The sequence below is a fragment of the Shewanella sp. NIFS-20-20 genome, from assembly GCF_019209865.1.
Classification (GTDB): domain Bacteria; phylum Pseudomonadota; class Gammaproteobacteria; order Enterobacterales; family Shewanellaceae; genus Shewanella.
On record NZ_JAHUTT010000066.1, the window covers coordinates 1 to 22,092 of the forward strand.

General features: G+C 48.7%; 17 protein-coding genes. 9 read left to right on the plus strand and 8 right to left on the minus strand.

What is annotated here, in order from left to right:
* Positions 1 to 295: 295 nt before the first annotated feature.
* A complete protein-coding gene (locus KU855_RS16235; RefSeq protein ID WP_218531590.1) occupies positions 296 to 475 on the minus strand; it encodes a hypothetical protein in 180 nt (59 codons plus the stop codon).
* A 308-nt stretch (positions 476 to 783) separates the two neighbouring features.
* The gene (locus KU855_RS16240; RefSeq protein ID WP_218531591.1) at positions 784 to 1,770 is read right to left on the minus strand and encodes a transposase; all 987 of its coding nucleotides are present in this window, start codon (positions 1,768 to 1,770) and stop codon (positions 784 to 786) included.
* Between the two features lie 459 nt (positions 1,771 to 2,229).
* Between KU855_RS16240 and metH the strand changes: the two genes are divergently transcribed.
* The 6 genes from metH to KU855_RS16270 all read left to right on the plus strand — a co-directional run bounded on the left by metH (position 2,230) and on the right by KU855_RS16270 (position 11,184).
* Entirely contained in the window at positions 2,230 to 5,970 is a 3,741-nt protein-coding gene (gene metH / locus KU855_RS16245) for a methionine synthase (RefSeq protein WP_256261082.1), read from the plus strand.
* Between the two features lie 483 nt (positions 5,971 to 6,453).
* Entirely contained in the window at positions 6,454 to 7,983 is a 1,530-nt protein-coding gene (locus tag KU855_RS16250) for a flavocytochrome c (protein ID WP_218531592.1), read from the plus strand.
* Between the two features lie 9 nt (positions 7,984 to 7,992).
* Positions 7,993 to 8,364, plus strand: coding sequence for a cytochrome c3 family protein (locus tag KU855_RS16255; RefSeq protein ID WP_218531593.1), 372 nt, complete (start codon positions 7,993 to 7,995; stop codon positions 8,362 to 8,364).
* Between the two features lie 137 nt (positions 8,365 to 8,501).
* Entirely contained in the window at positions 8,502 to 9,494 is a 993-nt protein-coding gene (locus KU855_RS16260; protein WP_256261083.1) for a DcaP family trimeric outer membrane transporter, read from the plus strand.
* 174 nt (positions 9,495 to 9,668) lie between these two features.
* A complete protein-coding gene (locus KU855_RS16265; RefSeq protein ID WP_218531595.1) occupies positions 9,669 to 9,920 on the plus strand; it encodes a DUF2999 family protein in 252 nt (83 codons plus the stop codon).
* Between the two features lie 175 nt (positions 9,921 to 10,095).
* Positions 10,096 to 11,184, plus strand: a complete 1,089-nt coding sequence (locus tag KU855_RS16270; protein ID WP_218531596.1) for a GGDEF domain-containing protein — start codon at positions 10,096 to 10,098, stop codon at positions 11,182 to 11,184.
* Between the two features lie 140 nt (positions 11,185 to 11,324).
* Here the strand turns inward: KU855_RS16270 and KU855_RS16275 are convergent, their stop codons facing one another.
* The 3 genes from KU855_RS16275 to KU855_RS16285 all read right to left on the minus strand — a co-directional run bounded on the left by KU855_RS16275 (position 11,325) and on the right by KU855_RS16285 (position 18,131).
* A complete protein-coding gene (locus KU855_RS16275) occupies positions 11,325 to 14,573 on the minus strand; it encodes a S41 family peptidase (RefSeq protein WP_218531597.1) in 3,249 nt (1,082 codons plus the stop codon).
* Positions 14,574 to 14,865: 292 nt separating this feature from the next.
* The gene (locus KU855_RS16280) at positions 14,866 to 16,332 is read right to left on the minus strand and encodes a carbon starvation protein A (RefSeq protein WP_218531598.1); all 1,467 of its coding nucleotides are present in this window, start codon (positions 16,330 to 16,332) and stop codon (positions 14,866 to 14,868) included.
* 305 nt (positions 16,333 to 16,637) lie between these two features.
* Entirely contained in the window at positions 16,638 to 18,131 is a 1,494-nt protein-coding gene (locus tag KU855_RS16285) for a hypothetical protein (RefSeq protein ID WP_218531600.1), read from the minus strand.
* Between the two features lie 268 nt (positions 18,132 to 18,399).
* Between KU855_RS16285 and KU855_RS16290 the strand changes: the two genes are divergently transcribed.
* From KU855_RS16290 to arsJ, 3 genes are read left to right on the plus strand one after another with little or no spacing between them, the layout of a single operon-like run.
* Positions 18,400 to 18,756 carry a metalloregulator ArsR/SmtB family transcription factor gene (locus tag KU855_RS16290; protein ID WP_218531616.1) on the plus strand — a complete coding sequence of 119 codons (357 nt, stop codon included), beginning with the start codon at positions 18,400 to 18,402 and terminating at the stop codon, positions 18,754 to 18,756.
* A gap of 49 nt (positions 18,757 to 18,805) precedes the next feature.
* Positions 18,806 to 19,819, plus strand: coding sequence for an ArsJ-associated glyceraldehyde-3-phosphate dehydrogenase (locus KU855_RS16295; RefSeq protein ID WP_218531601.1), 1,014 nt, complete (start codon positions 18,806 to 18,808; stop codon positions 19,817 to 19,819).
* Positions 19,820 to 19,843: 24 nt separating this feature from the next.
* Positions 19,844 to 21,079, plus strand: coding sequence for an organoarsenical effux MFS transporter ArsJ (arsJ, locus tag KU855_RS16300; protein ID WP_218531602.1), 1,236 nt, complete (start codon positions 19,844 to 19,846; stop codon positions 21,077 to 21,079).
* Between the two features lie 65 nt (positions 21,080 to 21,144).
* Here arsJ and KU855_RS16305 read toward each other — a convergent pair whose 3' ends face one another.
* From KU855_RS16305 to KU855_RS16315, 3 genes are all read right to left on the minus strand, one after another.
* Entirely contained in the window at positions 21,145 to 21,387 is a 243-nt protein-coding gene (locus KU855_RS16305; RefSeq protein WP_218531603.1) for a hypothetical protein, read from the minus strand.
* A gap of 107 nt (positions 21,388 to 21,494) precedes the next feature.
* Positions 21,495 to 21,752, minus strand: a complete 258-nt coding sequence (locus KU855_RS16310) for a 2-phospho-L-lactate transferase CofD family protein (protein ID WP_218531605.1) — start codon at positions 21,750 to 21,752, stop codon at positions 21,495 to 21,497.
* A partial coding sequence (locus tag KU855_RS16315) for an ISAs1 family transposase (RefSeq protein ID WP_218531610.1) occupies positions 21,745 to 22,092 on the minus strand: 348 nt, incomplete at its 5' end. The genes KU855_RS16315 and KU855_RS16310, both read right to left, overlap by 8 nt.

Here is a 22,092-nt window from a genome sequence, read left to right on the forward strand (position 1 = left end):
CTACAGCAGTGATAATAAGGCGTGTCTTCAATACTGATTTGGGTTCTTCTTGGACGCGGCATAACAGGCTCCAACATCAACAACACCCATCAGCATAGTAGAAAAGACCAAGCCCCTCCATTTGCAAAGCTTTTTAATAGCCACCCATAATATATACGTGCCATAAAAGAGATGGCGCTATGTATTCTTCTTTGCTGATTTAGAAGCTTTTTAATAGCCACCCATAATATATACGTGCCATAAAAGAGATGGCGCTATGTATTCTTCTTTGCTGATTTAGTATGGGTGGCCCTATTTATTCTGATTTAGTATGGGTGGCCCTATTTATTGCCTGAGTTAAGCTTTGTTGTAATTGCTGCTGACCAAGCTCAGTGGGAGCCACATCGCAATGTCCCCGAAAAATAGCGCCGCCTTCGCACTCCCCATGCCGGATAAGGATCAACCGCACCGTGGGTAAGGGTACCGGTATAGACATTCTCAAGCCTCACGCCATAGCAAAGATGGAAAATGAAACAGTATAAATATTTATCACGGCCACCCATATTAAAATTTAAATTAATAAAGTGACCATCCAATATAAAACAACAACCTAGTCATTAATAACCATGTAAAAACATACAATACATTGAACTTGGCATTACCATAAAAGCCACCAATACAATCTCCCAAGTTTCAGCGACTCTATGCGGATAGAAAATGGACTTTTTACTTAAAGAAGGTAAATTTTGACAATCTCAAGCCTCCCACTTTTCAATGAGATACGATCTTGGGAGGATATTAGGTTTATTGAATTTTGTCAGGGCTTAAATACTGACAACTTTTAGCAAAGTGTCGTCGCCGCTTTTGTAAATGCTCACAAAATAGTGTGAGTTCTGGCGTAGTGCCCACCGGGCCATGAAACAGCTTGCCAAATTCGGTGATAAGTTTACACCAGCGCTCTGCTGGCATGTTGATACGATTAAGTACGCGACTGCTGCCCTCTCGTATCGAACCTCGCTTGTCATCACGGATGATTCGCCCTGTATCTTCAATGAGTTCAAGATAATCCTTGAACTCAAAATTAAGACCGATGGGCTGGCCTGCGTGCTCACCGCCTTGAAATGACAGTAAAGCTTGGGGTTCTTCGCCCTTGAGCGCGGCGTGTATTCGCAGTTGAATGCTGGTGAAATCTGATTGCTCTGGGGTAGCGGCTTCGTTTGCCCTTATTGGGTTTAAGTCCACATAAGCCATGCAGGCAAGTACTGCTGTTTCATCCAATAAGGCTTGTGATTTAAACCTGCCCTCCCAGAATCTGCCTGAACAACCATCTTCCTGATTGGCTTGTCTGGCGATAGGTTCGTTTAAACAGCGCATAAACCAAGAGATATCACACAAGCGACTGCGATATATGGCGATGGCATGTTTAAGTCGTATCACATCATGAGGAGCCACTAGCTCGCCTTGGGCAAATTTTTGCGTTAAGTCATCCCCTTTAAACAATTGATGCCATTGCTCGACCACTTGTTTGTCACTCCAAGCATTGGCGCTATCAATGTCGACTCGCAATACCAAATGCAAATGATTAGACATCACAGCAAAGGCCGCCACATCAATGGCAAACACTTGGGCGAGCACTTGAATGCGCTCAGTCACCCAATCTCGCCGGTGGTCGTAGTTTTTACCTGAGAATTTATCATCCCCGCACAAGAATGCGCGGCGGACAACACGGCTACAGCAGTGATAATAAGGCGTGTCTTCAATACTGATTTGGGTTCTTCTTGGACGCGGCATAACAGGCTCCAACATCAACAACACCCATCAGCATAGTAGAAAAGACCAAGCCCCTCCATTTGCAAAGCTTTTTAATAGCCACCCATAATATATACGTGCCATAAAAGAGATGGCGCTATGTATTCTTCTTTGCTGATTTAGTATGGGTGGCCCTATTTATTCTGATTTAGTATGGGTGGCCCTATTTATTGGTCTTATTCATTGCCATATTTGTTTGGTATTAGTCTTCGCGAAGTCGGTGTTGTCAACCGGCTAGGTCGTTAACAAGTAATGATCAATAATGCTCGGTTTGTGACCGCGTAGCGCTTGCATCTTAACGAATAAGTCACGTATTATGGACGTCTATACGTATAAACATCCAAACCTAGCGTTGCGAAAATGAATCACTATTTAGCACTGGTGCCTTCCCGCAACGCTGCGCAGTAGTTTGGACGGATAATAATCAGCAGGATGATGATCATGGAACGCGAATCCCAAGCTCAGCAAGGTAACTCTGTACGCGATGAATTAACCCTAGCGCTCGAACAGCGTATTTTGGTGCTAGATGGCGCTATGGGCACCATGATCCAAGGCTATCAGTTGGAAGAAGCCGACTATCGGGGCGAACGCTTTTGCGATTGGCACACCGACGTTAAAGGTAATAATGACCTATTAGTGCTGACGCAACCGCAAATTATTAAACAAATACATACTGACTACTTACTGGCTGGCGCCGATATTATTGAAACCAATACATTTAATGCCACCACTATCGCCATGGCCGATTATGATATGCAGTTATTGGCTGCCGAGATTAACCGTCAAGGCGCGCGCCTAGCCCGTGAGGCCTGTGACGATATCACTGCCGCAACCGGTATTCGCCGTTATGTGGCTGGGGTATTAGGCCCAACCAACCGAACTTGCTCTATCAGCCCAGATGTTAATGACCCCGGTTATCGAAATATCAGCTTTGACGAGTTAGTGGTGGCTTATTCAGAATCAACCAAAGCGCTACTGGAAGGTGGCAGTGATATCATTATGGTTGAAACCATCTTTGATACCTTAAATGCAAAGGCGGCCTTATTTGCCATTGAATCCGTATTTGATGAGCTCTATGGCATTCATTCCACTAAGCGCCCACCGGTCATGATTTCGGGCACCATCACGGACGCCTCTGGTCGCACCTTAACCGGCCAAACCACCGAAGCTTTTTATCACTCTCTGCGCCATATCAAGCCATTATCTATTGGCCTTAACTGCGCCCTTGGCCCCAAAGAACTGCGCCCTTATGTGGAGGAACTTGCCCGCATTAGCGAATGCTTTGTGTCGGCACACCCCAATGCTGGCTTGCCCAATGAATTTGGCGGTTATGATGAAACCCCGCAGGATATGGCGCACGTCATTAATGATTGGGCTGCCGAGGGCTTGCTGAACATTATTGGTGGTTGCTGTGGTAGCACCCCAGAGCATATCCGCGTGATCCGTGAGGCCGTGCGTAGTCACTCACCGCGCATTGTGCCAGATATCCCTATTGCTTGCAGACTATCAGGTTTGGAAGCACTTACTATCGATGCGCAATCTTTGTTTGTTAATGTCGGCGAGCGCACCAATGTCACCGGCTCTGCCAAGTTTTTACGCCTCATTAAAGAAGGCAAGTTTGAAGAAGCGCTCGATGTCGCCCGTGAGCAAGTCGAAAGCGGCGCTCAAATCATTGATATCAACATGGATGAAGGCATGCTCGATGGCGTCGAGATCATGCATAAGTTTTTAAACTTAATTGCCTCTGAACCCGATATTAGTCGGGTGCCGATTATGATCGACTCCTCCAAATGGGAGGTCATCGAAGCCGGGCTTAAATGTATTCAAGGCAAGGGTGTCGTCAATTCTATTTCTTTAAAAGAAGGCGAAGCTAAGTTTATTGAACAGGCCACCTTAGTCAAACGCTACGGTGCGGCGGCAATCATCATGGCCTTTGACGAACAAGGCCAAGCCGATACCAAGGCGCGCAAAGTCGAAATTTGCAGTCGCGCCTACCGAGTGCTGGTCGATAAAGTGGGCTTTGCGCCAGAAGATATTATTTTCGACCCCAATATTTTCGCCATTGCCACAGGAATTGATGAACATGACAATTATGCCGTCGACTTTATAGATGCCATCAAAGAAATCAAAGCCACTTTGCCTCATGCCATGATTTCTGGGGGGGTATCGAACGTCTCATTCTCGTTTCGCGGCAACAACCCCGTCCGCGAAGCCATCCATGCGGTGTTCTTGTATCACGCCATTAAAGTGGGCATGGATATGGGCATTGTCAATGCAGGCCAGTTGGCAATTTATGATGATATTGACCCCGAGCTTAAAGCAAGGGTTGAAAGCGTCGTGCTTAACCTGCCCTGCAAAGTGGCGGACTCGAACAATACCGAACAACTGCTCGACATCGCCGAGCAATACCGAGGTGATGGCGCCACGGTTAGCAAAAAAGAAGACTTAGCCTGGCGCAGTTGGCCGGTGAATGAACGTCTCGCCCACGCCTTGGTCAAGGGCATTACTGAATTTATCGACCAAGATACCGAAGAAGCCCGCCAGCAAGCCTCACGTCCCTTAGACGTGATCGAAGGTCCTTTAATGGATGGCATGAATATCGTTGGCGATTTGTTTGGCTCAGGCAAGATGTTCCTACCGCAAGTGGTTAAGTCAGCCCGGGTAATGAAAAAAGCGGTGGCTTACTTAAATCCCTATATAGAAAAGGAAAAAGTCGCAGGTCAGTCTAACGGTAAAATCCTCATGGTGACCGTTAAGGGCGATGTTCACGATATCGGTAAAAACATTGTCGGTGTCGTGCTGGCCTGCAATGGCTTTGAGGTATTTGATCTCGGCGTTATGGTATCGGTTGAAAAAATCCTAGCAGCAGTCAAAGAGCACAATATCGACATTATTGGCATGTCAGGCTTAATCACCCCGAGCCTTGATGAAATGGTGCATAACGTCAAAACCTTCCACCGTGAAGGTTTAACCATCCCGGCCATTATTGGTGGGGCGACTTGCTCTAAAATTCATACGGCGGTCAAAATTGCTCCCCATTATCCCCACGGCGCGATTTACATTGCCGATGCGTCCCGCGCCGTGCCGATGGTGAGCAAACTCGTCAGCAATGACACCCGTCAAGCCACCATAGATCAAACTTATGCAGACTATGACATTATGCGCGAAAAACGTTTATCGCAGGCTAAGCGTAAAAACATAGTGTCAATCGCGGCGGCTCGCGACAATCGCTGCCAGCATGATTGGGCCAATTACCAGCCCTGCCAACCTCAAGTGCTTGGGCGCCAAGTATTTGATGATTACCCGTTAGACGATTTAGTCGATCGCATTGACTGGACGCCTTTTTTCCGCGCATGGGAACTGCACGGACATTACCCTGAAATACTTACCGACAATGTCGTCGGCGAAGAAGCCCAAAAACTTTTTGCCGACGGCAAAGCCATGCTGGCTAAGATCATTAAAGAAAAATGGCTTACCGCTAAGGGGGTCATTGGTTTATTCCCCGCCAATACGGTTAATCATGACGATATTGAACTTTACACCGATGACACCCGCACCACACTTGAAATGACGACCCACCATCTGCGGATGCAAATCGAGCGTGTCGGCAATCATAACTTTTGTCTCGCCGACTTTGTGGCCCCCAAAGACAGTGGTATTGCCGACTATATGGGCGGCTTTGCGGTCACCGCGGGCCACGGCATTGATCAGCATATTGCCCGATTTGAAGCCAACCATGATGACTATAATGCCATCATGCTCAAGTGTTTAGCCGACCGTTTAGCCGAAGCCTTTGCCGAGCGTATGCATGAACGCGTGCGCAAGGAATTCTGGGGCTATGCCAGTGATGAACAACTGGACAACGATGCCCTAATCCGTGAAAAGTACAAAGGCATTCGCCCGGCGCCAGGTTATCCTGCCTGCCCAGATCACACTGAAAAGGGCTTGCTGTGGGACTTGCTGAAACCGGATGAAACCATCGACCTGAATATCACCGAAAGCTATGCGATGTTCCCAACGGCTGCGGTATCTGGCTGGTATTTTGCGCACCCGCAATCCCGCTATTTTGGCGTCACCAATATTGGCCGCGATCAGGTCGCGGACTATGCCCGCCGCAAAGGGATGACAGTGACTGAAACCGAAAAATGGTTGGCCCCAGTCCTCGATTACGATCCCGAGTAAGCTGCAGTCGTTGTCTGCGCTGAGGCATTAGCTAAGGTGCGCTAAACTGCATCAGTAATTGATTCTCTAGCGATTGATTGCTTAGCGATAGCATTGACAATAATACCCAGCTTGGCGCTTGCTACGCCCAAGGCTCGCGGCACATTTGGGGTGGATGGGCAGCGCAGCTCATCTTAGCCATCACAGCTAATCTCGGTGTGGTGCTCGCGAGCGACTCACTGCATTTGCCTCCTACGGCTAAGTCTCCTTGCCGTCAGTGCCTTAGCAATATCACAGCAAGCCGAGCTCGCCTCAGTGCGTCGAGACGGCTTGAGCTCCGCCGGTTATTTTTATTGTTAAAAATAACCGGCGGCATTTGGGAAAAATTTCTTCGTGATATCTATCACTTAAACTCAAGATTTACAAAATTTAAGGTGATTCAACTCACGGATACACATCGGCTTCAATACTATATTAGCGCCACTATTTTTATGGGGCGTTAACATGAATAACAGACGTAATTTTCTCAAGCTTTCTGCTGGCATGGCTGTCGGCGGTTTAACGGCTGCATTACCTGTGGCAGCATCTGAATGCAAAGACACCATCAAGTGGGATGAAACTCACGACATTATCGTCATTGGTTCTGGATTTGCCGGATTATCCGCCGCTATCAACACTAAGCGTCAAGGCATCAACAAGGTGCTGGTGCTTGAGAAAATGATGCAGTTTGGCGGTAACTCTGCCATTAACGGTGGCTGGTTTGCCGTGCCCCGCAATCCCACCCAAATTTCACAGGGTATTTTAGACGACTCCCCTGAAGAATTAGTAAAAGATCAAATGATTGCTGGTCGTGGTCTGGCATCCGAAGCGCACCTGTTAACCATTGCTAATCGTGCCTTGGACTCATATAACCTCTGTGTCGATTCTGGGGTTAAATTCCGTGAAGGCTTTAACCAATTAGTGGGTGGCCACAATAAGGCAAGAGCGGTTCGTACCGTTGACGGCACTGGCGGTGAAATTACCCGCAATCTGTTCCGTGTGGCCAAGGCTGAAGGCATCGATTTACGCAATCAACAATACGTTGAAGACTTGATCATGGAAGGCGACAAAGTTATCGGCGTGAAAGTACGCCGTCACTTCCGCTTCCCGAATCTGAAGACCGGTGAAATCGTTCACATTAAAGCCGATAAAGGGGTGGTAATCGCCTCGGGTGGCTTTGCGATGAATAAAGAGCTGCGTGCCATTTTCGATCCTTCCATTGATCCGACCATGGATTGTACCAATGCCCACGGTGCCACTGGCGAAGTGACCTTAACCGCCATGTCTCATGGTGCACTGCCAGTGCATATGAACATGATCCAAACCGGCCACTGGGGTTCTCCAGATGAAGGTGGCTTTGGTTGGTCTAATGCCCTGTTATCCATTACTTTCCACCAAGGCATGATTGTTAGCGTGCTCGATAGCAAGCGCTTTATGAATGAGCGGTTAGATCGTAAGTATTGCTCAGACAGGATCTTAGCTCAGCGTAATCCTGACAACACCCCTGCGTATCCCGTCGGTTTTTTCAACGCCAACGACTTCTCATTAGAAGACGATCGTATCGGTCGTGCCTTACGCGATCAAATGGCATGGAAACTGGATTCAGTCCAAGCGCTAGCCGAAAAGTTCAATATGGACCCTGTTGCATTACAGGCCTCTATTGACCTGCATAACGAGCACGTTAAACAACAAAACGATCCTTTATTCGGTCGTGACATGGACACGTCAAAGCACTTGGCACCTCCATTTATTGCCTCACGCTTATGGCCAAAAGTTCACTACTGCATGGGTGGCCTGAAAACAGATATTGGCGGTCGAGTCATTGCGTCCAAAACCTTAGCACCGATGCAAAATTTATATGCGTTAGGTGAAGCCACTGGCGGCGTTCATGGCGTTAACCGTTTGTCTTCTTGTGCCTGTTTAGAAGGTTTAGCGATGGGCTTTGTGGTGGCAGACACTATTGCTAAAACTCATGCAACACAGATCAAGGGTTAAGGGGTAATCATGAAAACATTAATCACAGCGTTAGCGCTCACCTTGTCACTGAGCGGCGCAGCTCAAGCGGGCGAACTGTTCCAAGCCAAAGGAAAAATCTTTGGTCGCGATAATCATAGCTTTATTTATGAAGATAAAACCGCCTGTAAGACTTGTCATGATTCAGGCATGAAGTCGACCACCGATGCCGCCTGCGTCGAATGTCATGGCACTATCGACACCATTGAGATTGATACCAATAACTTAGTCAACAGCCATGCTAATCCGCATGCGTCTGTGCACTATGAAGAAGCTATCAGCTGCCTTGCCTGTCACTCAGAGCACCAAAAGAAAGCGCCATTGTGCAGCGAGTGTCACCGCACTTGGTTCACTGAGATGTAATCTTAGCTCCCTTTACCCTGCAAGGTCCTCGCTGCGGCGAGGGCCTGCGAGCCTCAAAATGACTAAAAAAAACCTTACTCGCACTAGCTAGCCTTCATAGTTTAGCGCTACTCCCTGGTACTGCTTATGCCGTTGAACTGTCCGCGGGAGGCTTTATCAAGGCTAGCGGCCGCATTGCCAGCGGAGATATTCCCTTTGACCACGCGTATGCGGGCAGTGGTGTTGTCACTGAATCAGCGTCTAAAACCCAGTTCAGCGCCCAAGAATCACGCCTCAATATGACAGCCTCAACGGGGGAAGTGTCCGGCATGATTGAAATCGATTTTGTCGGTTCCCAACAAGGCAATGGCACAGTGTCAAACTCCTATAGTCCGCGCCTACGCCATGCTGTCATCCACTATCAAGGCTTTACCCTTGGCCAAACTTGGTCGACCCTAGTCAATACCTCGGCTTTTCCTGAAACCGCAAACTTAGGTGGTCCGCTAATTGGCGAGAGCATGGTGCGGCAAGCCTTAGTGCGCTATAGCAGCAACAATTGGCAGTTTTCCTTAGAAAATCCGAACACTTATGGTACTGACGCTAAAGGCAAACCTTTATCTAAAGCGGACGATGTGGTTCCTGATGCCGTGATCCGCTTTAACATCAGCGGCGACTGGGGCAATATCAGTGTTGCGACATTAGTGCGGCAGTTATCAGCAAGCGACAGCGATCAAACGTTAGCCTTGGGTGGCTCCATCGCAGGCAAGATCTTAGTGGGTCGTCAAGACGACTTACGCTTTGTGCTGTCCCATGGCAATTTGGGCCGCTATTTCGCCACCGGCGGCATCCAAGATATTTACCGAGATCAAGTTGAAACCTCCAGCGGCGGGATGATGGCTTATCGTCACTACTGGAATGACAGCCTAAGATCAACGCTATTTTATGGCAGGAGTTTATCCGACATCCAGCAAGTAGATCGCAGCCACTATGGTATCAACCTATTCACCAACTTCACCCCGGCATTGGTTATCGGCGCAGAACTGGGCCGCTACCGTGTTGATGATGGTCAACCGGCTTGGGGGCTGAATGATGGCTCCAATTATCAAGGTGCATCTGACTATCTTCAGCTCATCATGCAATATTCATTTTAAGCTCGATTGAATATCGCGCCTGCTCACCATCGTTAGCAGGCGCCAGGTGGTTCACAAGCGTGGGAATATCGAGCCACTCAATTCAGTAAGCCCAACACCTTGCCATAGGCCAGCCTGCTCCAGCCATGCTAGTATTGGCATCATGTTTCACTCATTTTTATACAAGGGCATGTAATGAATCCCATTATTGCGATCTTAAAAGAGCACAATATCAGCGATAGCCAAATTCAATCTTTGTTTCAAACCCTGACCGAGAATCCACTCATGGCCATGGGGGTGATAGGTCAATTAGGCATTGCCCCAGACAAGCTGCAACAGCTCATGGCGATGGTGATGCAAAATCCAGCCTTAATTAAAGAAGCCGTTGAGGAGCTAGGCTTAGACTTTTCTCAGGTGGAAGCCGCAAAATCTAAGCTGCAACAATAAGTTGAGCCATTAAACTCATGCCACTTTAATCAGTGGCATGCGTATTTTAGTCAGCCATGGCGAGGCCTTAAACGACTGTGAGGCTGGCAGACAAATTGAATTGATTAGCATTTAATAGCGTTATATGTTTACAATTACGTAACGTGCAAGGTATTGCATTTCACATGGACGTGATATGAAAACCATCGAGTTAGACAACACTTATCGTTTGAGAACGAAAGTGTTAATCAGTATTTGTAGTGTCTTAAGCATTATTGCCTTTGGACTGGGGGTGCTGAATGTGTTTATTTTCCCCTATTTTGACGGTGCTAAGCTACTAGGTAGCTTGGAATTTGTGTTTAGTTTGTTATCGCTTTGGCTGTTATATTTAGCCATCACCCATCAGTATCGAGCTTGGCAAGCTGAAGCCTATCTCTACCTCCTCTCCACCTTAGTCGCATTTGCCATCTTCATCTCTGAACTCAAATCTTTTTTATTTAGCTGGTCGCTGATATTGCCAATGATCTATTTTCTGTTGCTTGGTCATCGGCGCGCCCACCTCCCAAGCCTGTTGATATTAATCACGGTGATCATGGCTATTTTCAACAAAAGCGATCAAACACTGCCTCCCCCGGTGACTAATTATTTTTGCTGCTATGTTATCGTCTGGCTAGTGGCCTATGCGTATGAAAAAAACCGCGATAATTCAGAGCAAGAGCTCCAACGCTTAGCCTTACTCGACCCTCTCACCCAATGTTATAACCGGCTCGCCATGGCCAAACGCTTTGAGCTGATAACTAGTCGCCCCCTCCCCAATAAACGCTGGCGTCATCCCGCGGCTGACCCAATGGGATCTGGGGTGTGTTTATTGCTGATAGACATCGATTTATTTAAACGAGTTAACGACAGCTATGGTCATGAATCTGGTGATCTTATTTTGCAACAATTTGCCAAACGCCTGCGTAACCTAGGCTCTCACAGCTTATGTTTTCGCATCGGCGGCGAAGAATTCTGTGTGCTGGTCCCCGGCGATGGCATCGAGTGCGGCATTGCCATGGCCGAAACCATTAAACAGCAAATTAGCCAAGAACCCTTTACGCTGACCGATCTTAACATCAATATCACCATCAGTACTGGCGTGGCTTTGTATCAAGCCCCGATGACATTATCCGATTTGTTAGCGGCGGCCGATGAGCAACTGTATATCGCCAAAAATAATGGCCGTAATCAGGTGTGCGTGGCATCTCCTCCCCCTCAATTATCGCCGATATGCACAGTAGCCTAGTTGCTGATCTCGGGTAGATACTTATTAACACTGAGTCAGTCTCAGCCAATGTGAGCAAACAGGCATCATTGGCAAACAAAAAAGCCACTCAGTATCTGAGTGGCTGGGAGTTAGCCCTATGGCACACGAGCCGCAATTGACTACTTGCCTAGCTCGGTCGGAAATGCTGGGGCTTGCTGATGCACCACAGGTTTGCTGGTCTTAAGCTTAGCGGTCACTTCAGCGATGGCCCTATCGAGTTGCGGATCTTGACCTTGGTTAACCGCCACAGGACTGAGCTCGACCTCAATATCTGGCGCAACCCCTTCGTTTTCGACCCGCCACTCATGATCAGGCGTGAAGAAGCGGAAGTTAGGTACAGTGACGGTACCACCATCAACAAAAGGACGGTTGGCATAAATACCAATCAAGCCACCCCATGTAGTTTTACCTATTAAGGTACCTAACTTTAAGCGCTTAAATGCATAAGGCAAGAAATCGCCACCCGAACCGGCATCCTGATCAATCAACATCACCTTCGGGCCATACATGGCACCGGCGGGAGTCGAAAACATCATTTCATCCGAACGGTATTTCCAGCCCGACAGATACTGGCGACTCAACACATCGGTAATATAATTGGCCGCTTGGCCTCCGCCATTACTGCGCTCGTCTAAAATCATTCCCTGTTTATCGACCTGAGCAAAATACATTCGGTTAAAGCTGGTGTAGCCGGCGGTGGTGGTATTGGGTAAATACACATAGCCGATTTGGCCGTTAGACGCCTTATCGACATATTGACGATTGCTTTCAACCCAATGTAAATGGCGCAAGCTGGCTTCAGAACTCACAGGCTCAACCACCACAGTGCGACTCTTATCCAGACTGCCATCATCACTGACGGTTAAGCGCACTTGTTTATCGGCTTTGCCCACTAACAGAGAATACAAGTTAGTCTTGGCATTCACCTTTTGACCATCGATGGCCAGAATATAATCACCCACCTTAACCTTGATCCCCGGCACCGCCAGTGGGGCTTTCACATGGGGATTCCACAATTCACCACTATAGATTTTTGCTATCTGATATAACCCTTTATGGACCGTAACGTCAGCGCCCAACAAACCAACATTAATCGGGGTCTCTTGATGAATATCACCACCGACAATGTAATTATGACCCACCTGCATTTCAGAGATCATTTCCCGCATCAGGATATTTAAGTCCTCGCGGCGCCCCACATGCTTGAGTAAAGGTTGGTACTTGTCATACACAGCTTGCCAATCGAGGCCGTGCATATTGGCATCGTAAAAGTAGTCGCGCTCGTTACGCCAAGCTTCAGCAAAAATCTGCTGCCACTCGTCCATAGGATTGATCAGGGCTTTGACATCCGCGGTATTTAAAGCTTCAGGCTTAATGGTCTCACCCACCGCGGCCACCGAAATACTATTGCCATTGCCAGTCAGCAACAGCTGTTTACCATCGGCAGAAACGCTGACCCCATTAATATCGCTCGCGACATCTTCAACCTTACGCGAGTCGACATTAAAACGCTTGAGCTGCGAGCTGCGCAAGCCTTGCCCATTGGTCTCAACACTAGCGCCGACTTGCACGCTCTCAATAAAATAGAGGTTATTATCATCGGCGCTGGTGAGGTTCGAGTAATTACGCAATGCCACCGGCAGCGCCACTATCCGCTGCTGGATATTATCGATATCTATACCAGCCAGTTTAGGGCTTGCTTGCTTGTCAGTGTCATCGGTGTCGCTCTTGGACTCAACCTTGGTTTCATCTGCCAGTTTTGGCAACAAAGGTGATTGACCGTCTTGTTGCAACACTAGCGCATATAAACCATATCGTCTTGGCTGCTCTTGGCTCGATAAATCCAAGCCAAAGGCCGCAGGACCTTGATTGGTCGATGACGCAAAATACAAATACTGGCCGTCGCGGCTGAACACAGGTTCAGCGTTATCACTCATGCCATCGGTGACTTTATAATGACTGCCTGATGCAAGGTTATATAAATATAAATCACTAAAATAATTCGGATTAACCTTGGTATAGGCTAACCATTGGCCGTCAGGTGAACCCGCGACTGAGGTGGCATTGACACCAAAGCTTTTGACCACTAACTGGCGCTTACCTGAATCGAGATCCAATAACCGCAATCCAGCTTCTGCATCACCATAAACAATATGCTGGCCATCATTCAGCCATTCAAACAAGAACACATCACCGCGGCCTTCGTTAAGGGCCAAGGTTTGTTGGACCTTGCCAAATTGATCGCTGACAACCAACTGATATTCACCACCTTTATCTGTGATATAAGCGAGCTTATCGCCCTTAGGAGACCACAGACCATCGCGCTCATTCGCGCTAGCATTATTGGTTAAGTTATAGGTACTGCCATCTTTAACAGGGACACTATAAATATCGCCACGGGCACTGAGCAGTACCCGCTTACCTGTGGTCGACAGCTGGCTGGAGGTTAACGATGGCATCGCATCTTTCCACTGCGTGCGCCGCTGAGGTAAATCGACTTGAAGCTCGATACTAATCGGCTGACTCTCACCCGTTTGGGTATCTAACCTAAACAAGGCACCGCCTTTTTCAAACACTATGTCAGTGCCATCAGCATCGGCATTGGCAATATCCCAATCCGTAAAATGGGTGACTTGACTGACCTTGCCGTCATGATAACGATAGATGTTTTTATGATTATCTCGATCCGAAATATAATAAATATCATCGCCAACCCACATAGGTGAACTATCGGTGAAATTGCCGTGGGGGATTTCGGTGTAACTATGCTGGCTTAAGTCATAAATCCAAATCGGCGGAGTGGTACCACCGCGATGATTACGCCAACCATTTTTGCCACCATGAGCCAACCGCTCAGGATTGTAGGCCAATTTTTTGCCATCAGCCGATAACTCGCCATCAAAAACCACGGCAGCCATCATCTTGGTGGGCATACCACCTTGCATATCGACCGCAAACAGCTGACCGGTTCGGTTATGCGCAATATCACGATAAGAAGTAAACAGGACTTGCTTGCCATCCGGCGACCAGCCTTTGACCTCATCAGGGCCTGGGTGCCAAGTCAGACGTTGTGGCTGCCCCCCTTGGCTTGAGACAATATACACATCTTGGTTGCCATCATAGTCCGCACTAAAGGCTATCCATTGACCATCGGGAGAAATATGCGGACTGGTTTCGCTGGCAGCGTGCGAGGTCACACGCTTGACTTGCTGGCCGCGCTTATCGGCCACATAAATATCACCGGCATACACAAAGGCGAGATGATCCTTGGCCAAACTTGGCTCTTGCAACATTAAGGTCTCGGCTTGGGCACTGGCGACTAAACAGGCGGCTGCCACCGAGGTCAGAATAAAACGCTTGGTATTCATGATGATCCTCTAACTTCTCATACTGATAGTCATCATTGCCGCCTCGCAGGCGGGTCGACGACTTCAAGCTGGTTAGTGTGGGTTAAATGTATAAGTTCTGGATGTCCTTCAGTGCACACTTTGAATTGATAACGCCAAGGCGTCAAGTTAGCAACTTAGCACTAACGCGATCAACATCACAATTTCATCTGCGCCAACTGCGCAACTCGCTGGTGCTCGGCGTCAGCCGATAACGCGGATATCCGCGCAAAAAAAAGACCTCGCAAGCGAGGCCTTATCGGTGAATTAAGAATTACACCGCCGCCGTTTTGTATTTTTTGTTGACCATCATCAAGGCAATCAAACACACAATGCCAACACCAACGCCAATGGGCTTGCTCAACTCTTGCGCCAAGCCTAAGCCAATGCCCGCGGTCAAGATGTAGGAGAAGGTCACACTAGTACCTATCACCGCCGGTAAGCTCACTATCCAATGGAAGGCCTGTCGATCTAACAAATACTTGGTCGCCAACCACAAGACGCTGGTAGATAACAGCATGTTAGAGAACGCAAAATAACGCCAAATTAAGGTGAAATCGATTTTAGTCATAAAGTAAGCAATGGTTAAAATCGGCACCGCCAGCAATAAACGATTGCGGATACTTTGCGGAATATTAAAGGCATCAATAATGGTCAAGCGCAGCGATCTAAAAGCGGTGTCTCCTGAAGTAATTGGGAACACGGCCACGGCAATAATCGCCATCACTCCCCCCATCACGCCTAAGTAACTGGTGGCGACCTGATTGACCACTAAGCCTGGGCCGCCTTGATCAAGAATTTGCTTTAATTCAACGTAGCCGCCGGGGAACGCGGCAATACCCGCAGTAGCCCACACACAAGCGACAATACCTTCAGACATCATGGCGCCATAATACACAGGGCGCACATATTTTTCGTTAGTTAAACAGCGGGCCATAATGGGCGCCTGCGTCGAATGGAAACCACTGATGGCGCCACAAGTAATGGTCACAAATAACAAGGGCCATACTGGTAACCCATTCGGGTTGGGTTGCAATAACTCTTCGTTGTAATGACTGTGATCGAAATAGGCAAGAAAATCGGCCGGCATCGGTAAATGTGGTGCATTAAATAATAGCGCGACTGCCAATGACACAGTCATAACAATCATCAGTAAGCCAAAGATCGGGTATAACTTGGTAATGATCTTATCAATCGGCAGCAAGGTTGCTAAAAAGTAATACGCTAAGATCACTAAGACCCAGAAGGTGTTACCACTTAAGAAGGTGCCCTCAAAGTAACTTAAATTACTCAACAGGCCTGCCGGGCTCATGATAAATACCACGCCTACAAAAAAGAGCAGCATGGCCGTAAACACCAGCATTAAGCCTTTAAAGAACACATTAAAGTAGTGACCGGCAATTTCAGGCAAGCTTTTACCGTCTTCTTTAATGCTTAATACCCCGGAGAAGTAATCATGGACAGCGCCGCCAAGAATGTTACCAATCACAATCCACACTAAGGCCACCGGGCCATATAAGGCGCCGAGAATAGGGCCGAAAATTGGCCCGACACCAGCCACATTAAGAAACTGAATTAAAAAGGCTTTAATGGGATGCACTTCCACATAATCCACCCCATCATTAAAGCGAGTTTGTGGGGTTTTGGCATTAAAATCCATCCCCGCTTGCCGCTCAACAAAGGGGCTATAAAATTTATAAGCAAGCACCAGTAAGGCGAGACAGCTAAAGAAAATCAGCATTATTATTATCCAAAGTTATTGACGATTTTATTGATGACCAACCATTGGCGTTAAGGTAAGCCAAGGGGTGGCTGCCATAGTAGAAGGTAATGCAGTGTTATCGACTTAGGGTATTTGGTCAAGTTAAGCGCCATTAGACCAAAGTCTATAGCAGCGCTTACCAATGACGCCGTGACCGCGCGGCCAACACGCCCCCTAAATCGTCGTAGCAGAAGAGTGACGATGGCATGGTTAGCCGCCACTGCCCCGATGATTTAGGCAAAACACGAGCACTTAAGCTGACAACTCAGTGCTCACCTTCAAGTTTAGTCACGCTGACGCATGATATCGAAGTGGGTGGTTTGTAACACCAGATACTGACCCACTTGCGGATTCATATAAAAGGGTTGCTTAACCACTAAGCTTTCACCGGCACTACCATCTGGCTTGTGACTGGAGAAACGATAACGCACCGTATGGTATTTAGGCGCGACATCGAATTGCTCAGCCTGAGCAAAGTCGGCCGCCATTGCTTGAAACCAGCCGTACGGCATCCTAAATACCAGTGGCATGAGCCCGTGCGATGTGGTCAAGTGATACCCCCCTAAATCTTGGACGCCTTCAGGGCATTCACTAACATCACCTTTACAAGGATTGACCCAATCTGCGCCTTGACTGCCAGGGCTAGTGCCGCCAGCCTGCTGGCCAGAACCGACAATATCGGTCAAGGTGATGGTGTTGACTGGCTCCGCTAATGTGGATAAATCACCGTCTGTCTCATGAACATAATATTCCATGGTCAGGTTAATAATTTCGTTATCCTCTGGGCGCTTGGCCACAGTGATCGGGGCCACATAGGCTGAATTAAATTTAACCGAGACAGTTTGGTTGTAGTCATTTAACGCAAAAAAGGGATAGTAGCCATGAGATGGGTGCATGATCACCCCCGCCGGCGCACTACCGCTTGGATAGGCATCAAACACAGCTTTTTGATCTGCCCCGCCCAGCCCAGCACCGTCATTGGCCATCGGATTAGCGCCCCATGAAAGCCAAGTATGGAAACCAGCCACTAAGCCAATACCCACATCACGCCCAGGGTAAAACATAAACGAGTTTCGATGACCCAGCCCAGCAATATTATCCCACTCGCCCTCACTCCAAATACGAGTCAGATCGCCATTGCGCGGCAATTGTTTCATGATCTCATAGTTAACTGTCTTGTTAACCCGCCCGCCCATCAAGTTGCCACCCTCGCGCCCAAACCGTGCCACATTAAATAGCTCAGTGCTCAGGCCAGCCGTTTGCCCCATTTCGACAGTCGGATTGTGGCCACCGCCAAGATCTGACCAAGAGGATGCCTGGGCTGACACTTGTTTATAGCCCGACATATAGACTCGCTGCATCCCGTTTAATGCCCGCATAAAGTTATAATAATCTAAGGCATTTTCAGCATAAGGCTGACTGAATACACCAATGGTATGCTCAGGCTGCCAGCGTGGCACCTCACGAAAGACATAATCAGAACCATCAAAATTGCGAAATGGATCGTGCAAATCTCCATGACGGATATCATCATACCAAGTAATCAAGTCGGCTTTTTTGGTGCTGCCAATATCATTACCCTTTATGGAGGCCTGATTGTACGAGTTTGATGTGGCTGCCGCATAACTGCTGCTATCCGATGGCAGCAGCGGCAATTCATTCAATAAGGTCTCTTTATTGTAAAATGCACTCGCAGGCGCAGGGCTCTGATCATCACTACCACAACCCACAAGGTACACACTCGTGATTGCCATCACGACCAAGGAAAGCGATTTCATAAATAATCCTAAATATGAGAGTGCCAGCATCAAAGCCTTGCTATCTAGTCAAAATTAATGACAGCGGAGATATTGATATAACAACATGATTTAAAAAAGCAAAGTGAGGCGCCATTGTAATGACATACGGCGAGTTTGGCGAGAGTTATGACGGCATACCTCTGCTGCTCATCCAAGAGAGTACGGGCTGACACGCGCAATAGACATGCTTTACACATGCGATTAATCATATATATTATTTCCCATATGCAATTTGCTAAGGGCGATGATGCTAGCACTGACGTTTTTTAAAGCCTTGGCCGACGAGACTCGGCTACACACCTTACTCTTAATCGCTTCGCAGCAAGAGTTATGCGTCTGCGAATTGATGGTGGCGCTCGGCCAATCTCAGCCCAAGATCTCGCGCCATCTGGCCCTGCTACGTCAGGAGGGGATCTTATGTGATAGACGCCAAGGCCAATGGATATTTTATCGGCTCAACCCCGAACTGCCGAGCTGGGCAACGTCCATTATTGCCACCAGCCTAGGCCATCATCAAACGCTCATCGCGCCGGCGCAACAGCGCTTACGCCACATGGGTGATCGGCCCGAGCGCCAACAAGCTTGCTGTGGATCCCCAACCTGACTTATCGACAATCGAGTATCCGTGGCAACTACCACCATAAGGAATTTCAATGACCATTAAGATCGGAATTAACGGCTTTGGCCGCATGGGAAGACTGGCATTACGCGCTGCATGGCAGTGGGATGATGTCGAATTTGTTCAAATTAACGATCCTGCCGGCGATGCCGCCATCTTGGCTCATTTGCTCGAGTTTGACTCCATTCACGGCCGCTGGGACCGCCGCGTTGAAGCCACAGACAATGCCATCCTCATTGAGGGGAAAACCATCGTTTGCACCGCTAACCATGCGATTGCTGATACCGACTGGAGTGGCTGCGATCTGGTGATTGAAGCCTCTGGCGTCATGAAAAGCCAAGATTTATTGCGGGCGTATTTAGATCAAGGGGTCAAACGAGTCGTGGTCACGGCCCCGGTGAAAGAAACGGGAGTGCTCAATGTGGTGATGGGCGTCAATCATCAAGACTATGATCCCATTCGCCACCCAATCGTCACCGCCGCGTCATGCACCACCAATTGTTTAGCGCCTGTGGTCAAGGTGATCCATGAGCAGATTGGCATTAAGCATGGGTCGATGACCACCATTCATGATATTACCAATACCCAAACCATCTTAGATGCCCCCCACAAAGACTTACGTCGTGCTCGCGCTTGCGGCCAAAGCTTAATCCCCACCACCACAGGGAGCGCCACCGCAATTACCCATATTTTTCCGGAACTGAGCGGTAAGCTCAATGGTCACGCCGTGCGCGTGCCCTTAGCCAACGCCTCCTTGACCGATTGCGTGTTTGAATTGGAGCGCGCCGTTACCATCGAGGAAGTCAATCAACGGCTAAGCGCAGCCGCCAACGGTGAACTCAAGGGCATTTTAGGCTATGAAAGCCGGCCATTAGTGTCGGTGGATTATAAAACCGACCCCCGCAGCGCCATTATCGACGCCTTATCCACCATGGTCATTAATGGCACCCAGCTCAAGCTGTATGTGTGGTATGACAATGAATGGGGCTATGCCAATCGCACCGCCGAATTAGCCCGCATGGTGGGCCGCCTCGATCAACCACAATAACCCCGCACTCGCGAAGGACTGGACATGCACGCCACTAAACAGGCTTGGCCGCCACAACTCGGTCAATACTTAACGATCACCGCCAATTATTGGGCGTTCACATTGACCGATGGCGCCCTGCGGATCTTAGTGGTGCTGCATTTTCACGCCTTAGGATATAGCGCCCTCGACATAGCGCTCTTATTTGTGTTTTACGAGTTATTTGGGGTCTTCACCAATCTTGTTGGCGGCTATTTAGGCGCGCGATTAGGCCTTAATCGCACCATGAATATTGGCCTCGGCTTACAAGTCGTCGCCTTAGGCATGTTATTGGTACCCAGTGCCCTGTTGACCGTGCCTTGGGTCATGGCGGCCCAAGCCTTAAGTAGCATCGCCAAAGATCTCAATAAAATGAGCGCCAAAAGCGCAATTAAAGGGTTAGTCCCTCAAGACAACCAAGGTCAACACCGCCTCTATCGCTACGTGGCTTGGTTGACGGGCTCTAAAAATGCCCTCAAAGGCGTGGGCTTTTTCTTAGGTGCAGCCTTACTGGGACTGTGGGGCTTTCATGGGGCGATCCTTGCCATGGCGCTCGCCCTCACCTTGGTGTGGCTAGTAAGCATGTTAAAACTCAACGCCGCCTTGGGCCAAGCGAAAAACAAACCAAAATTTAGTGAGATATTGTCAAAGAGTCCAAGTGTCAATCGTCTCGCTGGGGCTCGTCTGTTTCTGTTTGCCGCTCGAGATGTGTGGTTTGTGGTCGCTCTGCCCGTTTATCTGGCGGCCCAGTTTCAGTGGTCTCCTATCGAGGTCGGCGGCTTTTTAGCGCTGTGGGTTATTGGCTATGGCGCCGTGCAAACCCTCGCCCCCATCATCACAGGCACGGGGAATGGGGCTCAGTCTTCCTCGCCCCCCGATGGCCGCAGTGCACTGCGATGGGCGGTGGCACTCACAGCCATTCCGGCGCTAATCGCCTTAGCATTAATCAATCAAGTGGCGCCACAAATCAGCTTAATCGGCGGCTTACTCGCTTTTGGGGCGATCTTTGCCATCAACTCGGCCGTGCACAGTTATTTGATTGTCAGTTATGCTAAAGACGATGGGGTCTCACTGGATGTCGGCTTTTACTATATGGCTAACGCCATGGGGCGCCTGCTTGGCACGATACTGTCGGGTTGGCTGTACCAACAATGGGGATTAAGTGCCTGCCTATGGATAAGCAGTGTGATGCTGGCCATCACAGTGGTGATATCCATCGGCCTGCCGCACCGCTCACTGTGACGCGGCGCCAGACATGCCTGCTTGGCGCCTCAACTCACACCGCAGCAGGCTTAGCACGAGAGGGATTAGAGTAAACTTTCAATCCCTTGCAATAACAAGCGGCGATCATGCAGTCCATCACCGTCTTCCTTCATTAATGGTCGAAAACAATAGCGGCCTTGAGACAACATGGCCGCCTCTGACACATCGCTATGACATAAAATCTTATCAATAGTCCGCCCCGCGAGAAGTTGCTCAATACAGGCCACTTTTTGAGCCGTGGCCAGCTGATCAACCGGCGTCTGCACTGGCTGTAGATTATCAATCAATACCAAGCTGGCTTGGCTCTGAACAATGGCGCTAGCGATAGTGTCAATCAGTAAAGGGGGACGATGCTGGTAAAAAAACTGTCGGGGCCCAAGATGGTAAGTTCAGCTTACTGTAAGCGCTCAATGACTTCTGGCGTGGCAGCAACGGTTGGAGACAAGGCCAGTTGCTTAGGCAAGGAGAGCATACGATCAACGGCCACCTCCCCCATGGCTTGATGTCCCTTGGCATCGATGGCGTTTAAATGACAGACTTGCTCGCTCATGGGCAAGAGTTCCACCGTCACATCGAGCATTCTTGCAATAATGCGCACGGTTTCGAGCGCGCACCGATGACCAGGGCAAGAGCGTGAATGTTTTTTAAGCATTTATTGGTTTTTCTAAATAGGCCGAATCCATTGCCGCTCGGCGTCTCTTTCGGCGAAGACTTAATTTGCTCGGTTCTTTTTTGAGTATATTGACGGTAGCCTGCCGCAGTCTTGCAAGGTTTTCTGCTCCATCGCCCCGAGATATCTGACATGTATCCTCATTCATGGTCACATCCAGCACCCAATGAAGCTGATTGTCAACAGCCCAATGATCACGAGCAGCGTAGGCTAATTTTTCAGCCGATAATATGGCGGAGCTGATGTAGTAACGCGTCTGAAGCGTTCCTTTGCCTTTGTGTACGCGATAGCTAATGACTTTGCCAAAGGTTTGTATGGTCGG